Raw genomic sequence first — 20097 nt, 5'->3', positions numbered from 1 at the left:
GAAATTTTCCTTAAAAATATTGAAATGGATTTTTTGAAACTGATATTATAACTTCTAAATGAAATTTTTGCAAATCTTTTGCTAAAATTTTACCAAAACAAGATTCGCTTTCATAGTGTCCTATATCAATCAAACTAAGTTTATTATGATAACTTTCCAAAGCTTGATGATATTTAAAATCTCCACTTAAAAAGCAATCTGCCTTAATACTAGAAATTAAATCTCCTCCACTGCCTGTACATATTGCTAAAGTTTTAATTTTCTCATTACCTGCATTTACAACTCTTATACAATCAAGCTTTAAACTTTTTTTCACATGATTAATTAAATCACTAAATTTAAAATCAACATCACAATAAATTAAAAACTCATTTTGTTCTTTAATCTTAAAACCTAAAATTTCACGAGCGAAATAAGCATTTAAATGACTTAAGTCAAAATTCGTGTGCATAGCAATTAAAGCTATGTTTTTTTGTATCATTTTAGTAAGAATATTTTGCGGATAAAACACCCCGCTTAAGTTTTTTAAACCTTTAAAAATCAAAGGATGATGAACTATAAAAAGTGAATTTTCACGTGCATTTTCAATTAAATGCATATCCACATCAAGAGCAAGATAAATTTGATTTATTTCTTGATCTAAAGTTCCAAGTAATAGGCCACTATTATCCCATGAACTTTGCGTACTAAATGGGCTAATAGTATCCAAATAATCATAAATTTCTTTAATTTTCATCTAAACTTTCTTTATACACCAAAGCACAATTTTTAGATAATTCTCTAATTTTAAGCATAAAATCTTGTCTTTGAGTTACTGAAATAGCTCCTCTTGCATCAAGCAAATTAAAAGTGTGCGCTGCTAACATACAATAATCATACGCGGGTAAAGCAAGCTTTGCTTCTAATGCATTTTTACACTCATTATAGGCATTTTCAAATTGCACATTTAAAGTTTTAACATCACTTACTTCAAAATTATATTTACTAAATTCAAACTCACCTTGCTTATGAACATCTTTATAAGTAATTTTTTCACCGTTAAATTCATTCCAAACTATGTCATATACATTATCTACATCTTGCAAATACATTGCAAGTCTTTCTAAGCCATAGGTAATTTCAGCACTTACTAAATCTACGCTTATACCGCCAACTTGTTGAAAATAAGTAAATTGTGTTACTTCCATGCCATCAAGCCAAACTTCCCAACCCAGACCCCAAGCACCTAAACTTGGACTCTCCCAGTTATCCTCAACAAAACGAATATCATGTGATTTTAAATCAAAACCTAAATTTTCTAAACTTTTTAAATATAATTCTTGGATGTTATCAGGGCTTGGTTTAATCAAAACTTGAAATTGATAATAAGCACCTAGTCTATTAGGATTTTCACCATATCTTCCATCAGTTGGTCTTCTACTTGGTGCTACATAAGCAGCTGCCCAAGGTTTTTTACCCAAACTTCTTAAAAAAGTTGCAGGGTGAAAAGTCCCTGCACCTGCTGGAAAATCATAAGGTTGCATAATAGCACAACCTTGCTTTTGCCAAAATTCTTGTAAATTTAATATCATTTGAGAAAAAGTCATTTTTCTTCCTTTATTTCTTCTGGCTTTTCAGGTGAATTCGCATATAGTTCTACTGTTTTATTCCACATCATTTTATATTTTCTTTTTAGAAATTCCACTTCATTGCGCGCATATTTGAGTTGCTCGTTAAGATTTTCTATGGTTTTTCTATCTTCATCATAAAGTTCTTGCATAGAATAAAGAGCATCTTTTAAAAATTTATTCTCACCCTTTAAAGCTTCTAAGGTCTCATCTTTAGCATCAAGAACTTTTTCGTGTAAGTTTAAAATAGTTCCTATGGTTTTTTCTACAAAACTTTCTCCTGCTAAAGTCATAGAATTTACCATAGCAGGTTGCTTTGAGCTTGTTGGAACCACACTAAATGTTCCTTGATTAGCCTCAATATAAATTTCACCCTCTTCTTCTTTGAAATTTAAAGCACCATTTGCCATCATTCCTTTTACAACATCTTCAGATAAATGCACTAATTGACAAAATTCTTTTAACTTCAAGTAAGTTTGCATAAATACTCCTTAAAGAAAAACTTCAATTGTACTAGAATCTTGAATTAATTTTTCTTGTTGTTTTTTTCTATCTTCTAATAATTTTTGTGCTAAAGATTCATCCTCTATAGCTAAAATTTGCACAGCTAAATAAGCTGCATTAATAGCCCCTGCTTTACCTATAGCCAAAGTTGCTACAGGAATTCCACTTGGCATTTGCACAGTAGAAAATAAAGAATCCATACTTGCTAAATTACTTCCTGGCATAGGTATGCCTAAAACAGGTTTTGTTGTATGTGCTGCAACAGCTCCTGCTAAATGTGCTGCCATACCTGCTGCTGCAATAAATACTTTTGCACCTTTTTCTTCGGCATTTTTGATGTATTCTTGGGTTCTTTGAGGACTTCTGTGTGCTGAAGTGATTAAAATTTCATATTTAACATCAAATTTTTCCAAAATTCCCAAAGCTTCTTTCACTACATCATAATCACTCTTACTTCCCATCAATATAGAAACAAATTTCATTCAACACTCCTTCTTAAAAAGCTAAATTCTGGAAGCTTAAACGGTAAAGTAATTTCATTTTCATTACCACTATGAATTTCACTAAATTCTTTATTATTTTTGGCCAATAATTGCTTAAAAACTATAAATTTCTTACCATCATTTTCATAGATTAAACCTAGTTTATTTTCTCCTAATTCTATATTAGAATTAACCGGAGCTAAAATTTCATATTCTTTGTTTAATTCTATCTTGCCTTTACATTTAAAAAACTCGCCACCTTCACTAATAGCATGCACTTGATGAGTTCCTTCTTCTATGCTTGTATTGTGATTAATAGAATCGGTTTTTTCATAGGCTCTTGAGACTAAATATCCATCCGTAAAACCTCTGTGTTTTAAAGTATGGATTTCTTTTTCATATTTAGCAGCATCAAAAGTGTCTTCCAATACATCTTGCACTGCCATTTTATAAGTTCTTGTAGTCAAAGCTACATAATACTCACTTTTTGTTCTTCCTTCTATTTTAAAAGCATGAATACAATTTTCTTGCATAATCTTTTGAATATATGAGCTTAAATTTAAATCTTTAGAATTAAATACATGTGTTCCATTTTCATCTTCTTCTAATCTAAAAAGTGTATTTGTCTCTGGATTTTTCGCATAAAGCTCATAATTAAATCTACAATCATTTGCGCAAGAACCACGATTGCTCATGCGTCCACTTTGTACTGAGCTTATTAAACATCTACCAGAATATGCAAAGCACATAGAGCCATGCACAAAACTTTCAAGCTCGATATCACAATTGTTTTTCAAATCTTTTGCATCTTTTAAACCAAGTTCCCTTGCTATAACAACACGCTTAGCTCCCATGTCTTTATAGACTTGAGCGTCTAAATAGTTTAAAATATTAGCTTGAGTGGATACATGAAGATTGATTTCAGGTGCAAGTTCTTTAACTAAACGCATAGCACCTACAGAAGCTACTATAAAAGCATCAGGTTTCATTTCTTTTAATTTTAAAATATGCCTTTTTAAACCCTCAATTTGTGAGCTAAAATGAAAACCATTAATGGTTACATAAATTTTTTTTCCTCTTGTGTGAGTATAATCAATGGCTTCTTTAAAAGTTTCATAATTGAAATCCCTAGCAGTTCTTGCTCTTAATGAAAAATTACTCACTCCCGCATAAACAGCATCAGCTCCATAAGCTAACGCTATTTTTAATTTTGTAAAATTTCCCGCAGGAGCTACTATTTCAGGAACAATCATTTTTTGCCTAAACTTGCGATTAATGCCTCAATATCATCATTGCTTACAACATCTGTAGTTGTATCACCTTCAATATGCACAGCCGATCCTACGCGTTTTTCATCATCAATTTTACCTTCAAATAAACTACTCATGTATCTACTTAAAGCTCTCATAACATTAATAACACGTTCGATTTTTTGACGGTGAATATCTTGGTATTGCATAGCATCCATTGCCATCATAACTTCATCTTGTCCAGTTTGTAAACAACCCGTGATTTCATCTATAATATTTTTAGCATTATTGTTAGTTTCTATAGCTTCTTTAAAGCTTACAACATTAGGAAATTTTGCATTTAGTTTTTCAAAAATTTCTATATTTTTATTCAAAGCATCGCTAATTACACAAAGCTCATTTTCTGAATTTGCAAAGAAATCATTAATAATTTCTAACTTTTCCATCATTTCAGTAGCTTTGATTTCACTATCTCTTGTAACATCATCAAGCTGATGCACAACTTTATGTTCTTTGCTAGGTGGTGGTGGTGGCCATGCCATATCTGCTCTTGCTTTATAATCACCATTAATCATTGCATCAACAATTTGTTTATTTTTTTCCTCATCTTCATACTCTGTTTCAGGCTTTGTTTCTGTTTCTTCTACAGAATCAAGATCTAAATCTTCAGTGCTATTCATTAAAGCATCTAATTCTTCTTGAGTCATTTTTACACCTTTTTAATATAAAAAACTAATGTGAAATTATATTATAAAAAAATATAAACCAATATTAATTTTGTTAATTAATTATATAAATTAATATTTTTTTGTATTTGACCATAAAAAAAATATTAATTTAAACTTAATTTAATAAAAATATACTACAATCTTAAAAAATAAATTAATACCTATTAAAAAGGAGAGAAAATGGGTAAGTTTGTAAATAACATTGGTGAGTTTTTTAGTTATTGTCAAGAACATGAAGTTTTATTTGTTGATTTTAGATTTACTGATATGATAGGTACTTGGCACCATATTACTTACAATATAAAAGCAATTGATGATAAAACTTTTGAAAATGGAATTCCTTTTGATGCAAGCTCTTTACACGGTTGGCAACCTATAGAAAAATCAGATATGATTTTAAAACCTGATGTAGAAAGTGCATTCTTAGATCCATTTACAGCAGATCCTACTATCATAGTAATTTGTGATGTATATGATATTTATAAAGATCAAATGTATGAAAAATGTCCAAGAAGTATTGCCAAAAAAGCAATGCAACACTTAAGTACAAGCAATATCGCTGATACAGCTTATTTTGGTCCTGAAAATGAATTTTTTATTTTTGATAATGTAAAAATAGTTGATTCTTCTCATTGTGCAAAATATGAAGTAGATACTGAAGAAGGTGAATGGAATGATAATAAAGATTTCACAGATAGTTACAATAGCGGACATCGCCCAAGAAATAAAGGCGGATATTTTCCTGTAAGTCCTATTGATTCTAGTGTAGATATTAGAGCTGAAATGATGCAAGTTTTAGAAAGAGTGGGTTTAAAAACTTTCGTACATCACCATGAAGTAGCACAAGGACAAGCTGAGATTGGTGTAGAATTTGGAAATTTAGTTGAAGCTGCTGATAATATACAAATTTACAAATATGTAGTAAAGATGGTAGCACATTTAAATGGAAAAACAGCAACTTTTATGCCAAAACCACTCTATGGAGATAATGGAAGTGGTATGCATGTGCATATGAGTCTTTGGAAAGATGGAGTAAATTTATTCTATGATAAAGAAGGCTATGGAAAATTAAGCGAATGTGCGATTAATTACATCGGTGGAATTTTAGCCAATGCAAGAAGTGTTGCTGCATTTACCAATCCTAGCTCAAATTCCTATAAAAGAATAGTTCCAGGTTTTGAAGCACCTTGCATTTTAACTTATTCTTGTCAAAATCGCTCTGCAAGTTGTCGCGTACCTTATGGTATTAATGAAAAAAGCGCAAGAGTAGAAATCAGATTTCCTGATAGCACTTCTAATCCTTACCTAGCTTTTACAAGCTTGCTTATGGCAGGACTTGATGGTATTAAAAATAAAACCATACCGGTTGGCCCTATGGATGAAAATTTATTTGCACTAACGCTAGATGAAATTAGAGAAAAAGGTATAGAGCAATTACCTCACACTTTAAGAGGATCTTTAGAAGCGCTCATTAGAAAAAATGCCTTTTTAAAGCCTGTTATGAGTGATGTATTTATTGATGATTATCAACATATGAAATTTGAAACTCAAGTATGGCCTGTAGAAGCTAGACCAACTGCATATGAGTTTAAAACTTGTTATTCTTGCTAATTTTTGATGCCTTTTTGGCATCAAAAATTTAAAACACTATCGTTTTATTTTCGTGTATAAAAATCCTATCATCAAAGACCAAATCCAAAGCCTTAGAAAAAACATTTTTTTCCACATTACGTCCTGCTTGTTGCATAGCCTGCCAAGAATATTCATGAGTAACTGGTATAACATCTTGGGTGATAATTGGCCCCTCATCTAAGTTATTATTTACAAAATGCGCTGTTGCGCCTATAATCTTTACCCCTCTTTCATAAGCTTGCTTATAAGGACTAGCTCCTATAAATGCAGGTAAAAAAGAATGGTGGATATTAATAATCTTTCCTTCAAAATGCTCCACAAAAGATGGAGACAATATTCTCATATATTTTGCTAAAACAATATAATCAAATTCATATTGTTTTAAACACTCTAGTAATTTTTCTTCATGCTCTTGTCTGCTTAAATCCTGCGCTAAAATAGTATGAAAAGGTATGTTAAATTTATCCACTAAAGGTTTTAATATCTCATAATTTGCAATAACTGCTTTAATATTTGCGTTAAATTCCCCACTAAATTGGCGAATAAGTAATTCGCCTAAACAATGAGTTTCTTTAGTAGCTAAAACAATAATATCTTTTTTTCTCTTTGGTGTAATTTCAATTTGTGCATTATCAGGAAGCATAGCTTCAAGCGTTCCTTTAAAAGCTTTTATATCAAGCTCACCTTCTAAATGCGCCCTAAAGAAAAAACGATTTTCTCCAACAAATTCATCATTTTTTATAATGTTGATTCTATATTTAAAAATAACATCTGAAATTCTATAAATCAATCCTTTTTCATCACTACTTGAAATTTTTAAAATATATTCATTCATTTTTGCTCCTTTATATAGTTTTTTAATTCTTGTAATCTTCTTTTTTCAAGCTCAATCCCAAGCTCTTTCCCACTAAATCCTTCCTTTAGTAAATCATTTGCACTAATTTTACTTTTAAAAGCATGATAATATAAATTTAATTTCTTTGCTTGTGCCATACGCTCATTATCCCAAAGTCCAAGCCATTTGCAAAGTGGTATTTTTAAAGCAATTTTAGCTAAATTAAAATCATCAATTTTACCTAAAATAAATTCTTGTTCACATTTTTTTAATAGTTCTTTTTTTAATTTTGTTTTATTGAAAAATTCCTCTTTATTTATATGAAAAAAATTCAAATACAAATATAAATACAAAGCCTCATCATAAATTAATTTTTGACTATGCTCTAAAAGTTTTTCAAATTCTTCATTACAGCTTTGATAAAAAAATATTTTTTCTTCTAAATTTAAAATTTTGAAATACTCATAAGCTTTATTTAGTCTTGAAGTTTTAAAAATTTTATAAAGTTCATTATTAATACGCTCTTTAGATAAATCGCCTATATCCATAGTTTGCATTAATTTTAAACTTTTTTTTGCAATTGTTAAATCAAACCTGCACGCAAAAGAAATTCCACGAAGTACCCTTAAACTATCTTCAACAAAACTTACATCATCAATATGTCTTATAATCTTTGCTTGCAAATCTTGCAAACCATTAAAAAAATCTAAAAACTTAAAATCAAAAATATTTACCATCAATGCATTAACGGTAAAATCCCTTCTTTTAGCTCCTTCTTGTTCATCATTACAAACTTTAACCTCAAAACCTCTATGGCCTGTAGAAATTTTATTTTCATAACGCGCTAGAGCTAAATCAAATTTTTTGTATTTATATACAAAAAAACTTTTTCCTACTCCATTTGCACCAAGTTTTTGCATAAGCTCATCAAAAAGCTTAGGCTCAATATCATAAATTTCTATATCATAATCATCACTAGATAAATCTAAAAAAGAATTCCTTACACAACCACCTACCAAATAAGCTCTTTGTGTGTAAGGTTTAAGTATATTTTTAATTCTTAAAAAATCATGATCATTTTTTAAGTCTATCTTCAATCTTTGCAAGTAAAAACTCTAAAAAAGTAATTGTAATATCTAGTCTTTTTTCTATATGCTCATCTTTAGTATTTTTTAATCCTTCAAATAAAACCAAAATACGCTCTCTGATATTTTTTAAGAAAAATTCTTCATTATTTATAATACTTTCTTCTTTTTCCTCTAAAGCTTCAACCTTAATAGTCATAGCTTGTTTATCTTCTTTAACTTTTACTTCTAAATCATCTAATTCTTGGATCAATTCTTGCGCAACTTGATTAATCTCTTTTTTTATTTTATCTTCTTGGATATTAGTATTTTTTTCTTGAGTAATTTCCTCTACCATAGGAGTAAATTCATCATTTTTACTTTTTTTATTATCTAACTCCGAATTAACTTCACTTATGGCCATTTTTGCTAAATCTTCTATATTCATAGTTTTATTAACCACCTTTTAAATTCATTAACTTCTTCTTCGCTTTTCATATTAACAAAAAAATCAAGCATATCATAATTTAAATCTTCATGATTAGAACGCAAACCACTTAAACGCCTTATAGCATCAATGGCATTTTTATTTTGCGGATCTTGCTTTAATATATTTTTATAAATCTCCAAAGCTTCATCTTTTAAACCTTGCGCCTCATAAATAGAAGCTTCTGTTACTGTATATCGCATTATCAACTCACAAAAAATAAAATGTCAAAATTCTAACAAAAAAGACTTTAATTTATTTTAATTTTTACTTAATCACAGGAGCTTTATATGCTAAAAATACAAAAATATTAAGTATTATAGCTACTGTAATAAGCATGATAAAGCCTAAAGTAAAATTTCCAAAACTATCATGGAGCATACCTATAATCCAAGGTGCTTGAGCTGCTATTAAATACCCTATGCCTTGTGACATGGCAGAAAGTTTAGCTGCTATAAAAGAAGTTGAACTTTTTATAGCAATAAACAATAATGAAATTGTAAAAACCCCACTAGATGCAAAACCTAAGAAAATAGCTGCTAACAACAATACTAATTTTACATCACAAAAAAACACCAAAATAAAACTTAAAACATATAAAAAACCTAATATTATAATAACAAAACCCTTAGCATGAGCTCTTAGTCTTCCTAAAACAATAGGCAATAAAAACGCCACAGGCATACCTATGATTTGAGAAAGTAATAAAACATTAGAACCAAAATCAACTCCAAAACCTTTTTCACTTATCATCACACTAAGCCAAGCAAAAAGACTATAAGATAAAAAACTTTGCAGTCCCATTACAATAGTAACTTTCCAAGCTGTTAAATTCAAGAAAAGATTTATTTTATTGATGTTTTTCTTCTTAGGACGCAATAATCTTTTGTTTTTCAAATGCGGAAAATAAAAAATCAAAGCAATCAAAGCTAAAACAACCCAAAAAAACATAGCTTGAGGCACCTCAAAAATTTTAAGCAAAGGAAGTGATAAGGCCACTCCAGCAATTGAAGATAAACCTATAATTGATCCATATAAGCCCATAATCTTATAAGCATTTTTTGCAAATTTTTCTTTTACAAAAGAAGGTAATAAAACATTAGCTATTGCAATGCCTGCCCCAATTAGAAAAACCCCAGAAAATAAACCTATATTACCCCCATAACTTCTAATAAACTCTCCAAAAACAATTAAACACAAAGCAAAAAACAAAGCTTTAATTTGCGAAAAATACGCCACGAAAAAAGATATAAGCCCAAAGGCTATCAAAGGTAAAGTTGTAAGCATTCCTGCTAGGGCTGAATTTATCTTATAATATTCTTGAATGTATTCTATCATAGGACCTATAGAGGTTATAGGTGCTCTTAAATTTAAAGCAAGGGTAATTACAACTAAAATATTAATCCAAAAGAATTTTTTATATGAAATTTGTGTATACATGATTATTTTTGATTTAATATATTTTCAAGGTATTTTTGTTTATCTTGCTTAATATTTTTTTGTTCTATTTGCTTTTGTTGTTTTACTACTTCATTTTCCTTAGAAAAATAAAAATGATCAATAATAAAAACAGAAGAAATGATAAAAATCAAAGGAATCAAAAAAACCATAATCAATACTTTCTAAAGACATTGCCATAGTATTCTATATTATCTTTTTTTAAATTCTCATCAAAAGCATTTGCCTCAAAATTTGCTTTTAAAATTTTTTCTCTTTCTTCGTCTAAGTCCTGATAAGAAAAAACCATATTAATACTCACTACCCCATCAAGCTGTTCTAATTGTTTATATGCTTTTAACTCATCATCTAAATTTTCACTTTCTATTACTACTATAATTTTTTCATCCTGAGCTAATTCCACGCTACAACAAGGTGTTTTTTGAATTTGCTCTTTGAGTTTTTCTACTTTTTCTTCTTTGGTTAAAATCAACACACTAGAAAGATTCATCTATGCTCCAAAATATAATTTTATCTTCATAACCTGCACTAATAAGCTCATGCTCATTTAAAAATATAAGATATTCTAGCAAAAAATCTTTATTTTGGAATTTTTTTATCGTTTTTAAATTTTTGGTATTTACAAGTTCTATAATATTTTTTTCATTATCTCCAAAAGCCGCTATAGAACCATTTTCATTTAAAGCACAAGTATAAATCAAAAAATCTCTTTCTATATTTTTTTCTTGATCATTTTGCACTATGCCCAATTTTCTATCAGTACTACAGCTTGCAATAATTGTGTTTTTAAAATCAAGTTGATAAATATTATCCTTGTGAACATTTTTATAACTTTTTATTTTTTGCCATTTCTTCACATCAAAAAGCATTAGTTCACCACTTTCAAAACCTGCCACTAATTGAGTTTTAGTTTCATTTAAAACCACATCACTTAAGCTTGAACTAGAAAAAGTAAAATTTTTTACAACGCTTTTTGTTTTTAGATCAAAAAGCTCTATATTAGAACCTAGCAAGGCCAATAAAATAGTATTATCATCTAAAAACAAAGCTTTTTTTGCTCCATCATTAGCTAAATCATAGCTTAAAAGTTGTTTATTTTTATAAACATATAATTTTTTACTTCCAAAATCACCTTCACTTAAAATCAAAATAGCCCCATTTAAGTAATCAATACTATAAATTCTAGGGCTAAGATTTTCTTCGTAAAAATTTTTAATCTTATCTAGCTGAGTGATTTTTTGCATTTTTTTATCTTTAAGGAAATATTGTTTTATTTCTCCATTATCAAGTCCTATAAGCAAACTATTATCAGCAAGCTTTAAAGCGTTTAAATTTGAATCAAGCTTAAGCTCATAACTCAATGCATAAATACTCATTAGTAAGATTAAAAATATTTTTTTCATAATTTTATTTTACACCTTCATTTAAAACATCTAAAAGATTAGATTTTTTCTTTGATTCTTCGCTTTTAAATTTTGCTTCAAAGCTATTTCCTACCAAAGGTTCAGCATCGCTTTGTGGCACATGACATTGTGTACAATTAAATCTTGCATCGCTTATCATATCTTTAGTAGATTTGTTTTTTCTTAAATCAAAATAATGACTACTTGGAAGTGGTGTAGCTCCAACATCTTTAGCAATAGTCTTATCATGACAACTTAAGCAAATATTATTATCCTTAGTAATTGGAAGCATATCCTCTAAAGTGTGCGGGATTAATGGCGGAGCATTTTCAAACGATCTTTCAATCAAAACAGACTCACCAGCCACTGCTTGAGAATATTTTGCATCCAATAATTCTACATTTTCACTTTCTAAACTTGTTTTTCTTAAACCTATATCTTTTGAATCAACACTTTTAACAGCAAGCCCACAAGCACTTATTAAAACAGCTGCTGCTAAGGATAAAAAGATTTTATTTTTCATTTTCTCTCCTTAAATTTATTATACTAAAACCTAAAGCATCATCACCGCAAATATCAATACATTTTCCACATCTTATACATTCACCTGATTTTACATCTTGATTTTCTTTACCTATCATCCAAAGCACTTGTTTTTCGGGGCACACTCCAAGACATTTATAACACTTAGTGCATTTTTGTAAGCTATATCTTACTTTTAACAATGAAAAATGCGAACTTAAAGCCCAAAAAGCCCCTAAAGGACAAAAATGCGAACAAGTAAACCTTGGACTAAAAAATGTATCTATACAAAAAATGATCAAAGCCATAAAAAGCCAAGAAACACCACCGAAAATAATCCCTCTTTGGATTATTCCTATATAAGAAAATTCCTCAAAAACAGGAAAAGAAAAAAGAAAAGAAAAAATCAAAACAAAAGCTAAAACATAATAACGCAAATTTTTATTTACATTAAAAACTCTTGCTTGATTAAAGCCTAATTTATTTCTAATAAAATAAGCAAAATCAGTAATGATATTGACAGGACAAACCCAAGCACAAAACGCTCTTCCAGCAAAAACAGCATAAAATAAAAATACTATTAAAGCACCACTTAAAGCCATTAAATCTACTTGCAAACTTGCTAAAGCAAGTTGAATAAATGCAAAAGGATCACTTAGTGGCACCGAAGAAAATAAAACCGAAAAGCTTAAATTTCCTTTTAATATAAAATTAAATACACCAAAAGAAAAAAAAGTTAAAATAGACAATTGCACTATTCTTCTTAAAATAAGATACTTCATAGCAATTCTCCATCGTTAAGATAATCTTTAGCCTTGTTTTTATTGAAATTTTTATCTGTATTTACATCTTGCAAACGCTTTTCATCTTTTTCATCCCAACCCTTGATGTAATTATCCCCAGCTTTTCCTAAAACAAATTCTCTAGGCAAAACTTTAATGGCTGCTTTTTGTGTTATACAAGCTTTTTCACAAACCCCACATCCAACACACACTTCATGATCTACCACAGGTAGTAAAAATGCATGCTTTGCTGTTCTTTCGTTGCGTTTTGTTTCAAGTTTTAATGCTTTATCCATTAGAGGACAAGCTCTATAACAAGCATCACATTGAATTCCCCAATAAGCAACACAACTTGCACTATCAATTATAGCTATACCCATTTTTGTTTTATAAATTCCATCTTTTTGCTCTAGATATTTATGATCTAGCGCATTTGTAGGACAATCTCTTATACAAGGTATATCCTCACATAACCTGCAAGGATTTTCTCTTGCTACAAAAAAAGGTGTACCATTTTTAGCACTATTTTCTAAATTTGCTAACTTTAAAACATCATAAGGACAGGCTTTTACACAAAGTCCACATCGTATACATTTTGATAAAAATTCTTTTTCATCATCTGCCCCAGGAGGTCTTAAAAAATACTCCTGATTTGAGCTAAATGCTAAACTTGCCAAAAATGCACTTCCGCTTCCTATGCATAAAAGCTTAAAAGCAAAGGCTAAAAATTCTCTTCTATTTTTCATTTTTATGCTTTAGTAATTTTTACGGCACATTTTTTGAAATCTGTTTGATTAGACAACGGACAAGTTGCATCTAGTGTAACTTTGTTTATATATACATTCTCATCAAACCAAGGCACATACACAAGGCCTTTAGAAGGTTTATTTCTACCACGAAAATCTACTCTAGCTTTTACTTTACCACGACGTGATTCTACCCATACGATATCACCTTGATTAATTTTCATAGCCTTAGCATCATCTTCATTCATATAACAAAGTGCTTCAGGTACTGCACGGAAAAGCTCAGGAACCCTCATGGTCATAGTTCCACTATGCCAATGCTCTAAAACCCTACCAGTACATAACCAGAATGGATATTCTTCGCTTGGTTTTTCAGGTGCTTTCATAAATGGTCTAAAGAAAATTTTTACTTTGTTTTTTAAACTGTATTTTTCTTTAGTTTGTGGAGCTAGTAAATCTCCTTTTGGTAATTCTTTAGCAAAATCACCATAAAACGCAAAGTCTGAATTTGGAGCAGCTTTTTTAGCATAATAATCAAATTTAGTATTAAATCTCCATTGGGTTTCTTTACCATTTACCACAGGCCATCTTAAACCTCTTACTTTATGATAAGTATCAAAATCAGCTAAATCATGTCCATGACCTAAGCCAAATTTGCGGTATTCTTCCCATAGATATTTTTGTACAAAAAATCCATAACCTTCAAATTCTTTACCGTCACTACCTATAATTTTTCTTTCATCGCCATTAACATCACTATTATCAAATCCTTTTGCAATAGAATCGTTTGCTTTAAAAGATTTTGCTTCTTTATTAGCAAATAATACATCATATAAAGTATCATCTTCGCTATAACCCATAGCTTTAGCTTCTTCTAAAACACTTGGTAGGGTAAGCTTATCATTTACCTTAGTTTCGCCCCAAACTTCTTTTAATTTAAAGCGTTTTGCAAATTCCATGATTTGCCAAGTATCACTCATAGCTTCACCTACAGGCAAGACTTGTTGCTTCCAGTGTTGAGTTCTTCTTTCAGCATTACCATAAGCACCCCATTTTTCATAAATCATAGCACTTGGTAAAATTAAATCTGCCACCTTAGCACTAATTCCTGGGTAACAATCACTCACAACGATAAAATTATCCATTTCTCTAGCTGCTGCTATCCAGTGGTTTGCATTAGCAGTGTTTTGCCAAGGATTATTTACTTGTACCCAAGCAAATTTGATATTTCCATCTTCTAAATCTCTCATGATTTTTAAGTATGGAGCACCTGGTTTTGGATTAATCGTTTTTGCAGGAACTTTCCAAATCTTTTCACTAATTTCTCTGTGTTTAGGATTTGCAACCACCATATCAGCAGGTAAACGATGTGAAAAAGTCCCTACTTCTCTTGCAGTTCCACAAGCACTTGGTTGTCCTGTCAATGAAAACGCACCGCTTCCTGGCTTAGCTTGTTTGCCAAGTAAAAAATGTACCATATAAGCTTGCTCATTTACCCAAGTACCTCTTGTGTGTTGATTAAAGCCCATAGTCCAAAAACTTACAACTTTTCTATTTTTTTCTATATATAAATTTGCTAATTCTTGAAGTTTTTTCTTAAATTCTTCTATACTTTCATCTTCATTGCCCTTAGCAACTTTAGCAACATAATCAAGCGTATAAGGCTCTAAAGCTTTTTTGAAATCTTCAAATGAAATTTCCCAATGCGCATCAGGAGCACTTTGGTGTTTCATTTCAAATTTATCGCCTGCTTTTACACCCAAATAAGCCAAAGATACTGCTTCTTCTTCATCTACAATAATAGCATTTTGTTTTGCTACGGTATCTTTTTCACTTGCTTTAAATTTAGGATGGTTTGGATTATTTCTCATTCCATAACCAATATCAGCATAACCTGTTGTAAAAATACAATGTTTTTCAATAAATTCTTTATCCATAGCTTCAGGATGATTATAAACAATCTCTCTAGCGATATAATTCCAAATAGCTAAATCAGTATTTGGTTTGAAAATGATTTCAGTATCTGCTATATGAGAAGTTCTATTAGAAAAAGTAGATAAATTTACGATTTTAACTTTATCTAAATTACTTAATTTTCTATCACTTACCCTTGACCATAAAATCGGATGCATTTCTGCCATATTTGCACCCCAAGTAATAATAGTATCAGTAAGCTCTATATCATCATAACAACCAGAAGGCTCATCAACCCCAAAAGTTTGCATAAAACCAACAACAGCACTAGCCATACAATGACGTGCATTTGGGTCTATATTGTTGGATCTAAAACCAGCTTTTACTAATTTTGCAGCAGCATATCCTTCTTGTATAGTATATTGACCACTTGCAAAAATTCCAATCCCCTCAACACCTTTTTCTTTGTAGGCTTTTTTGAATTGTTTTTCCATTTCATCAAAAGCTCTTTGCCAAGAAACTTGTTGGAATTTTCCTTTTTTGTCAAACTCACCTTTTGCATTTACACGAAGTAAAGGTGTTACTAAACGGTCTTCTCCATACATGATTTTTGCATTAAAATAACCTTTAATACAATTTAATCCACGATTTACCGGAGCTGCTGGGTCTCCTTTTACAGCGACAATTTTACCATCTAAACTTGCAACTAAAATTCCACAGCCTGTACCACAAAATCTACAAACAGCCTTATCCCAACGCCATTTATTCTCAGTATTTGCAAGTACACTACTTGGAACACTAAAACCTGCAACACCACAAGCACTAGCAATAGCGGTATTTTTAATGAAGTCCCTTCTGTTCATTATATCCCTCGTTATTGTTTATTTATGTATATAAAGAATACATAAATAAAATATTACTATGATTAGTTTAAATTTAAATTATAATAGAGAATATTTTACAAGTATTTATAAATAGGAGTTTTTTAGTATTTTTTAATATTTTTGCATATTATAAAACGCTAGTTAATTCTAGCGTTTTAATTGATTTACAATTCCAAGCATATCATCGCTTGTAGTAATAGCTTTTGAGCCAGCTTCATAAGCTCTTTGCCCTGTAATAAGATCAGTCATTTCTTCTACAAGCTGAACATTACTAAGCTCTACAAAGCCATGTTTGATTACAGAAAATCCATTCTCTCCAGCTATACCTGCAATAGGCGCTCCACTTGCATCAGTTTCTACTAAAAGATTATCCCCTAAAGCATGTAAACCTGCAGGATTGATAAAATTTACAAGCTCAATTTGACCTATTTGAGTTTCAGCTGTATTTCCTGGCTGCATAACAGAAACCGTTCCATCACTTGCTACGTTAATAGCTGTAGCATCCTCAGGTATAGTCATTTCCGGCAAAAGTCTATAACCATCTGAATTTACAATATTTCCTTCAGCATCTTTGGTAAATTGACCATTTCTAGTATAAGCTATAGTTCCATCAGGCATTTGAATTTGGAAAAAGCCATTATTACCAGCGATTGCCATATCAAGACCTGAAGTTGATGTTTGTTTTAAACTACCTTCACTAAAAATTTTACTCACAGCTGTCACTCTTGAGCCAAGACCCACTTCTATACCACTTGGGTGTTTTGTGGTACTTGAGGTTGAAGTACCTGCGTATTTCATCGTTTGATACATCAAATCTGCAAATTCTGCACGCGATTTTTTATAACCTACTGTATTAACATTTGAAATATTATTTGACGTTACATCAATTTGTGTTTGTTGTGATACCATCCCTGATGCTGCTGTATATAATGATCTTAACATTTTATCTATCCTTAGTTTTATTTAGTACTTGCTAATTTGTTAATAGCTTCTTGATTTAAATCATCCATATGAGATGTCATAACTTTTTGATACATCTCAACCATTCTATTTGCTTCGATTAATCCTACCATTTCTGTAACTGGATTAACATTTGAACCTTGAGTAAAACCTTGCTTAATGGCATTTGAATTTGGCAAATCTCTAATTTTGTTTAAATTATCGATTTTATACATATTATCACCATCTTTTTGCAAATCTCTTAAATCATCAACTTGCGCTACGAATAATCTTGCTATATCTTGATTAGATGCACTGATGATTCCATTTTTATCCACATTAATAAAAGAAGTGGAATTTCCTATGCGTATGCCATCGTTTTCAGGATTGTTAAAATAATCACTGCTTAAAACTCTATACCCTTGACGATTTACCAAATATCCCTCATCATCAAGCTGGAAATTTCCATCTTGACTCAATCTTACCTCACCATTATTTGTTTTAATTAAATAAAAAGTATCCTCACGAGTAAGAGCTAAATCCAAAGGATTATGCGTCATTTTCATAGAACCTACGCTAAAATTTGTATAGATGTGATTAACCTGTGGAACCCTATCTATAGTTGTATTTACAAATCTTGCAGCATCTCTTGTATGATTTTGTATAGGTAACTCATCTTGAGTTTCTTTAAAAATCCTTTTAAAATCTGCAATAACAACATTATCTCTTTTATAGCCACTTGTATTTACATTTGCTAGGTTATTAGTTACAACATCTAAGCGATTAAACTGCGTAACCATAGCACCAGTAGCTTGATAATACCCATTTTGCATTGTTTTTCCTAACTAAAATCTTAATTTTCTACACGATAAAGCAAAAGCTGTTCCAAAATGTTTTTATTTGTTTTTAATTAATTTTTAGGCATAATATTTAGTTTTACACTCATTACTTAAATACAAGGGGTATCCATGGCTAATGAAACCAATGTTTTAGAAGAACTTTTCAAAGAAAATTCTAAAGATTATATCACATATGAAAAACTTGTCAAGTATTTTGCAAAGCTTCCAAATGCAACAAGTGCAAAAAAAATCCGCGATTTAATGGATAAACATAAAGTAGAATTAATTTCTTCAGCTGAAATTGCTAAAAAAAGAAATTTAGAAGAAGCAAAAAAACTACAAGAAGAAAAACAAAAATTACAAGATACGAGTTTAGAAAATGAATTTGATTTAGCCAATGAAAACGATTTGCTTGAATGGAGTAGATCAGACTCTCCTGTTAGAATGTATTTAAGAGAAATGGGACAAATTGCTCTTTTAAACAAGGACGAGGAAGTTGAAATTTCTAAAAAAATTGAGCTAGGTGAAGATATTATTATTGATGCTTTTTGTTCTGTGCCTTATTTGATTGATTTTATACTTGATTATAAAGAGCCTTTAATTAATAGAGAAAGAAGAGTAAAAGAGCTTTTTAAAAGCTTTGAAGATGATGACAAAAGTGATGATGACAAAAGTGATGATGAAATAGACTCTGAAGAAGAAAATGAAAACGAGGAAAATGAAAATTCAAGTGAAAAAAAACCTAAAAAAACAAGCAAAAAAGAAGACGAAAGAACCTTAAAAGTTATAGAAAGTTTTAAAGCTTTAGAAAAAGCAAAAAAAGAATGGTTAAAAACCATATCTACTATTAATGCAGAAAAAAACGACGATGAATTATTAGATAAATTAATTATTGCTTTTAAGAAAAATATATTAAAAGAAAAACTAATGGATCTAGGTCCAACTTCAAAACTTATCTCTGAAATCGTAAAATCCATGGAAACAGCTTTAAAAAGCGATGAAGAATTTGACAAAGAATTAAAACGCTTAGAATATCGCTTGCCAATGTTTTCAGAAGAATTAAAACAAAGACACCAAGATATCTTAAAAGATATTACCAAACTTAGCAAAGAAGAAATCGCTGAACGCGCACTAGAAACTACCATGGTAAGCACTTATATGGAGATTAAAAAACTCATTCAAACTAAAGAAGCTAGCCAAAATTCTTTTGATTTAGAAAAAGATCAACTAAAAGAAATTCTAGAGCAAATAAAACGCGGTAAAAAAATCTCAGATGAAGCTAAAACCAGAATGGCAAAATCAAATTTACGCTTGGTTGTAAGTATTGCTAAAAGATATACTAACCGTGGATTACCATTTTTAGATTTGATCCAAGAGGGCAATATAGGCTTAATGAAAGCGGTAGATAAATTTGAATACAAACGCGGTTATAAGTTTTCAACCTATGCAACTTGGTGGATTAGACAAGCCATTTCAAGAGCAATTGCTGATCAAGCAAGAACGATTAGAATTCCTATTCATATGATAGAAACTATTAATCAAATCAATAAAATCATTCGTGAATACTTACAAAAAGAAGGCAAAGAGCCTGATGTAAGCATTATTGCCAAAGAAGTAGGACTTAGTGTAGACAAGGTAAAACAAGTGATTAAAATCACTAAAGAACCAATTTCCCTAGAAGCACCTATTAGCAATGAAGATGATGGTAAATTTGGAGATTTTGTAGAAGATAGAACTTCAATTTCTCCTATGGATCATATCTTAAAAGATGATTTAAAAGAACAAATTGATGAAGTTTTAGATCAGCTTAATGATAGAGAAAAAGCTGTTATTAGAATGCGTTTTGGTTTAATGGATGATGAAAGCGATAGAACCTTAGAAGAAATCGGCAAAGAATTAAATGTTACAAGAGAAAGAGTAAGACAAATAGAAAGCTCAGCTATAAAAAAACTCAAACATCCAAAAGTTGGTAGAAAACTTAAAAATTACATAGAAGGTTGGAAATAATCCTTGCTAAAAAG

General features: G+C 30.2%; 22 protein-coding genes. 2 read left to right on the top strand and 20 right to left on the bottom strand.

The window, feature by feature from the left end:
• Window positions 1-10: 10 nt before the first annotated feature.
• The 6 genes from L8U00_RS00340 to L8U00_RS00315 are packed head-to-tail and all read right to left on the bottom strand — an operon-like array spanning window position 11 to window position 4550.
• Window positions 11-736 (bottom strand): Nif3-like dinuclear metal center hexameric protein, encoded by a 726-nt coding sequence (locus tag L8U00_RS00340; protein WP_263678743.1) that lies wholly within the window; start codon window positions 734-736, stop codon window positions 11-13.
• Window positions 726-1586, bottom strand: a complete 861-nt coding sequence (gene glyQ, locus L8U00_RS00335; RefSeq protein WP_039668538.1) for a glycine--tRNA ligase subunit alpha — start codon at window positions 1584-1586, stop codon at window positions 726-728. The genes L8U00_RS00340 and glyQ overlap by 11 nt, the downstream gene beginning before the upstream one ends.
• Complete coding sequence (locus L8U00_RS00330; protein ID WP_039668539.1) at window positions 1583-2089, bottom strand: DUF3972 domain-containing protein; 507 nt, start codon at window positions 2087-2089, stop codon at window positions 1583-1585. Before L8U00_RS00330 ends, glyQ begins: the two co-directional genes overlap by 4 nt.
• A gap of 9 nt (window positions 2090-2098) precedes the next feature.
• Window positions 2099-2593: a 5-(carboxyamino)imidazole ribonucleotide mutase gene (gene purE, locus L8U00_RS00325; RefSeq protein ID WP_263663130.1), complete on the bottom strand. Its 495-nt coding sequence runs from the start codon at window positions 2591-2593 to the stop codon at window positions 2099-2101.
• Window positions 2590-3846 (bottom strand): peptidase U32 family protein, encoded by a 1257-nt coding sequence (locus tag L8U00_RS00320; protein ID WP_263708114.1) that lies wholly within the window; start codon window positions 3844-3846, stop codon window positions 2590-2592. Before L8U00_RS00320 ends, purE begins: the two co-directional genes overlap by 4 nt.
• Entirely contained in the window at window positions 3843-4550 is a 708-nt protein-coding gene (locus L8U00_RS00315) for a protein phosphatase CheZ (protein WP_240379224.1), read from the bottom strand. Before L8U00_RS00315 ends, L8U00_RS00320 begins: the two co-directional genes overlap by 4 nt.
• A gap of 201 nt (window positions 4551-4751) precedes the next feature.
• Here L8U00_RS00315 and glnA point away from each other — a divergent pair, with 201 nt between their 5' ends.
• Window positions 4752-6182, top strand: coding sequence for a type I glutamate--ammonia ligase (glnA, locus tag L8U00_RS00310; RefSeq protein ID WP_263708113.1), 1431 nt, complete (start codon window positions 4752-4754; stop codon window positions 6180-6182).
• Window positions 6183-6210: 28 nt separating this feature from the next.
• Here the strand turns inward: glnA and purU are convergent, their stop codons facing one another.
• From purU to L8U00_RS00240, 14 genes are all read right to left on the bottom strand, one after another.
• A complete protein-coding gene (purU, locus tag L8U00_RS00305) occupies window positions 6211-7038 on the bottom strand; it encodes a formyltetrahydrofolate deformylase (protein WP_263708112.1) in 828 nt (275 codons plus the stop codon).
• Entirely contained in the window at window positions 7035-8144 is a 1110-nt protein-coding gene (locus L8U00_RS00300) for a CCA tRNA nucleotidyltransferase (protein WP_263678748.1), read from the bottom strand. Before L8U00_RS00300 ends, purU begins: the two co-directional genes overlap by 4 nt.
• Complete coding sequence (gene ciaD, locus L8U00_RS00295) at window positions 8113-8550, bottom strand: effector protein CiaD (protein ID WP_263678750.1); 438 nt, start codon at window positions 8548-8550, stop codon at window positions 8113-8115. Before ciaD ends, L8U00_RS00300 begins: the two co-directional genes overlap by 32 nt.
• A complete protein-coding gene (locus L8U00_RS00290) occupies window positions 8547-8795 on the bottom strand; it encodes a hypothetical protein (protein ID WP_087699331.1) in 249 nt (82 codons plus the stop codon). The genes ciaD and L8U00_RS00290 overlap by 4 nt, the downstream gene beginning before the upstream one ends.
• Window positions 8796-8856: 61 nt before the next feature.
• The gene (locus L8U00_RS00285; protein ID WP_263708111.1) at window positions 8857-10029 is read right to left on the bottom strand and encodes an MFS transporter; all 1173 of its coding nucleotides are present in this window, start codon (window positions 10027-10029) and stop codon (window positions 8857-8859) included.
• A gap of 2 nt (window positions 10030-10031) precedes the next feature.
• Entirely contained in the window at window positions 10032-10199 is a 168-nt protein-coding gene (locus tag L8U00_RS00280; protein WP_257396760.1) for a hypothetical protein, read from the bottom strand.
• A 2-nt stretch (window positions 10200-10201) separates the two neighbouring features.
• On the bottom strand, window positions 10202-10537 hold the full coding sequence (locus L8U00_RS00275) for a chaperone NapD (RefSeq protein WP_263702116.1): 336 nt from the start codon (window positions 10535-10537) through the stop codon (window positions 10202-10204).
• A complete protein-coding gene (locus L8U00_RS00270) occupies window positions 10524-11450 on the bottom strand; it encodes a WD40 repeat domain-containing protein (RefSeq protein WP_263708110.1) in 927 nt (308 codons plus the stop codon). Before L8U00_RS00270 ends, L8U00_RS00275 begins: the two co-directional genes overlap by 14 nt.
• Window positions 11451-11454: 4 nt before the next feature.
• Complete coding sequence (locus tag L8U00_RS00265; RefSeq protein WP_263708109.1) at window positions 11455-11973, bottom strand: nitrate reductase cytochrome c-type subunit; 519 nt, start codon at window positions 11971-11973, stop codon at window positions 11455-11457.
• Window positions 11963-12754 carry a quinol dehydrogenase ferredoxin subunit NapH gene (gene napH, locus L8U00_RS00260; RefSeq protein ID WP_263708108.1) on the bottom strand — a complete coding sequence of 264 codons (792 nt, stop codon included), beginning with the start codon at window positions 12752-12754 and terminating at the stop codon, window positions 11963-11965. The genes L8U00_RS00265 and napH overlap by 11 nt, the downstream gene beginning before the upstream one ends.
• Window positions 12751-13500, bottom strand: a complete 750-nt coding sequence (napG, locus tag L8U00_RS00255) for a ferredoxin-type protein NapG (protein WP_263708107.1) — start codon at window positions 13498-13500, stop codon at window positions 12751-12753. Before napG ends, napH begins: the two co-directional genes overlap by 4 nt.
• 2 nt (window positions 13501-13502) lie before the next feature.
• The gene (gene napA, locus L8U00_RS00250; RefSeq protein ID WP_263708106.1) at window positions 13503-16277 is read right to left on the bottom strand and encodes a periplasmic nitrate reductase subunit alpha; all 2775 of its coding nucleotides are present in this window, start codon (window positions 16275-16277) and stop codon (window positions 13503-13505) included.
• A 168-nt stretch (window positions 16278-16445) separates the two neighbouring features.
• Window positions 16446-17240 (bottom strand): flagellar basal-body rod protein FlgG, encoded by a 795-nt coding sequence (gene flgG, locus L8U00_RS00245; RefSeq protein ID WP_039626513.1) that lies wholly within the window; start codon window positions 17238-17240, stop codon window positions 16446-16448.
• Window positions 17241-17257: 17 nt separating this feature from the next.
• Window positions 17258-18070 carry a flagellar hook-basal body protein gene (locus tag L8U00_RS00240; protein WP_263708105.1) on the bottom strand — a complete coding sequence of 271 codons (813 nt, stop codon included), beginning with the start codon at window positions 18068-18070 and terminating at the stop codon, window positions 17258-17260.
• A gap of 135 nt (window positions 18071-18205) precedes the next feature.
• Here L8U00_RS00240 and rpoD point away from each other — a divergent pair, with 135 nt between their 5' ends.
• A complete protein-coding gene (gene rpoD, locus L8U00_RS00235) occupies window positions 18206-20083 on the top strand; it encodes an RNA polymerase sigma factor RpoD (RefSeq protein ID WP_263708104.1) in 1878 nt (625 codons plus the stop codon).
• Window positions 20084-20097 lie beyond the last annotated feature (14 nt).

Source organism: Campylobacter sp. IFREMER_LSEM_CL2256 (assembly GCF_025771645.1).
Lineage (GTDB): Bacteria > Campylobacterota > Campylobacteria > Campylobacterales > Campylobacteraceae > Campylobacter_D.
Note: the sequence above shows the minus strand (reverse complement) of the source record. Positions and strands in the feature narration are given on the sequence as shown.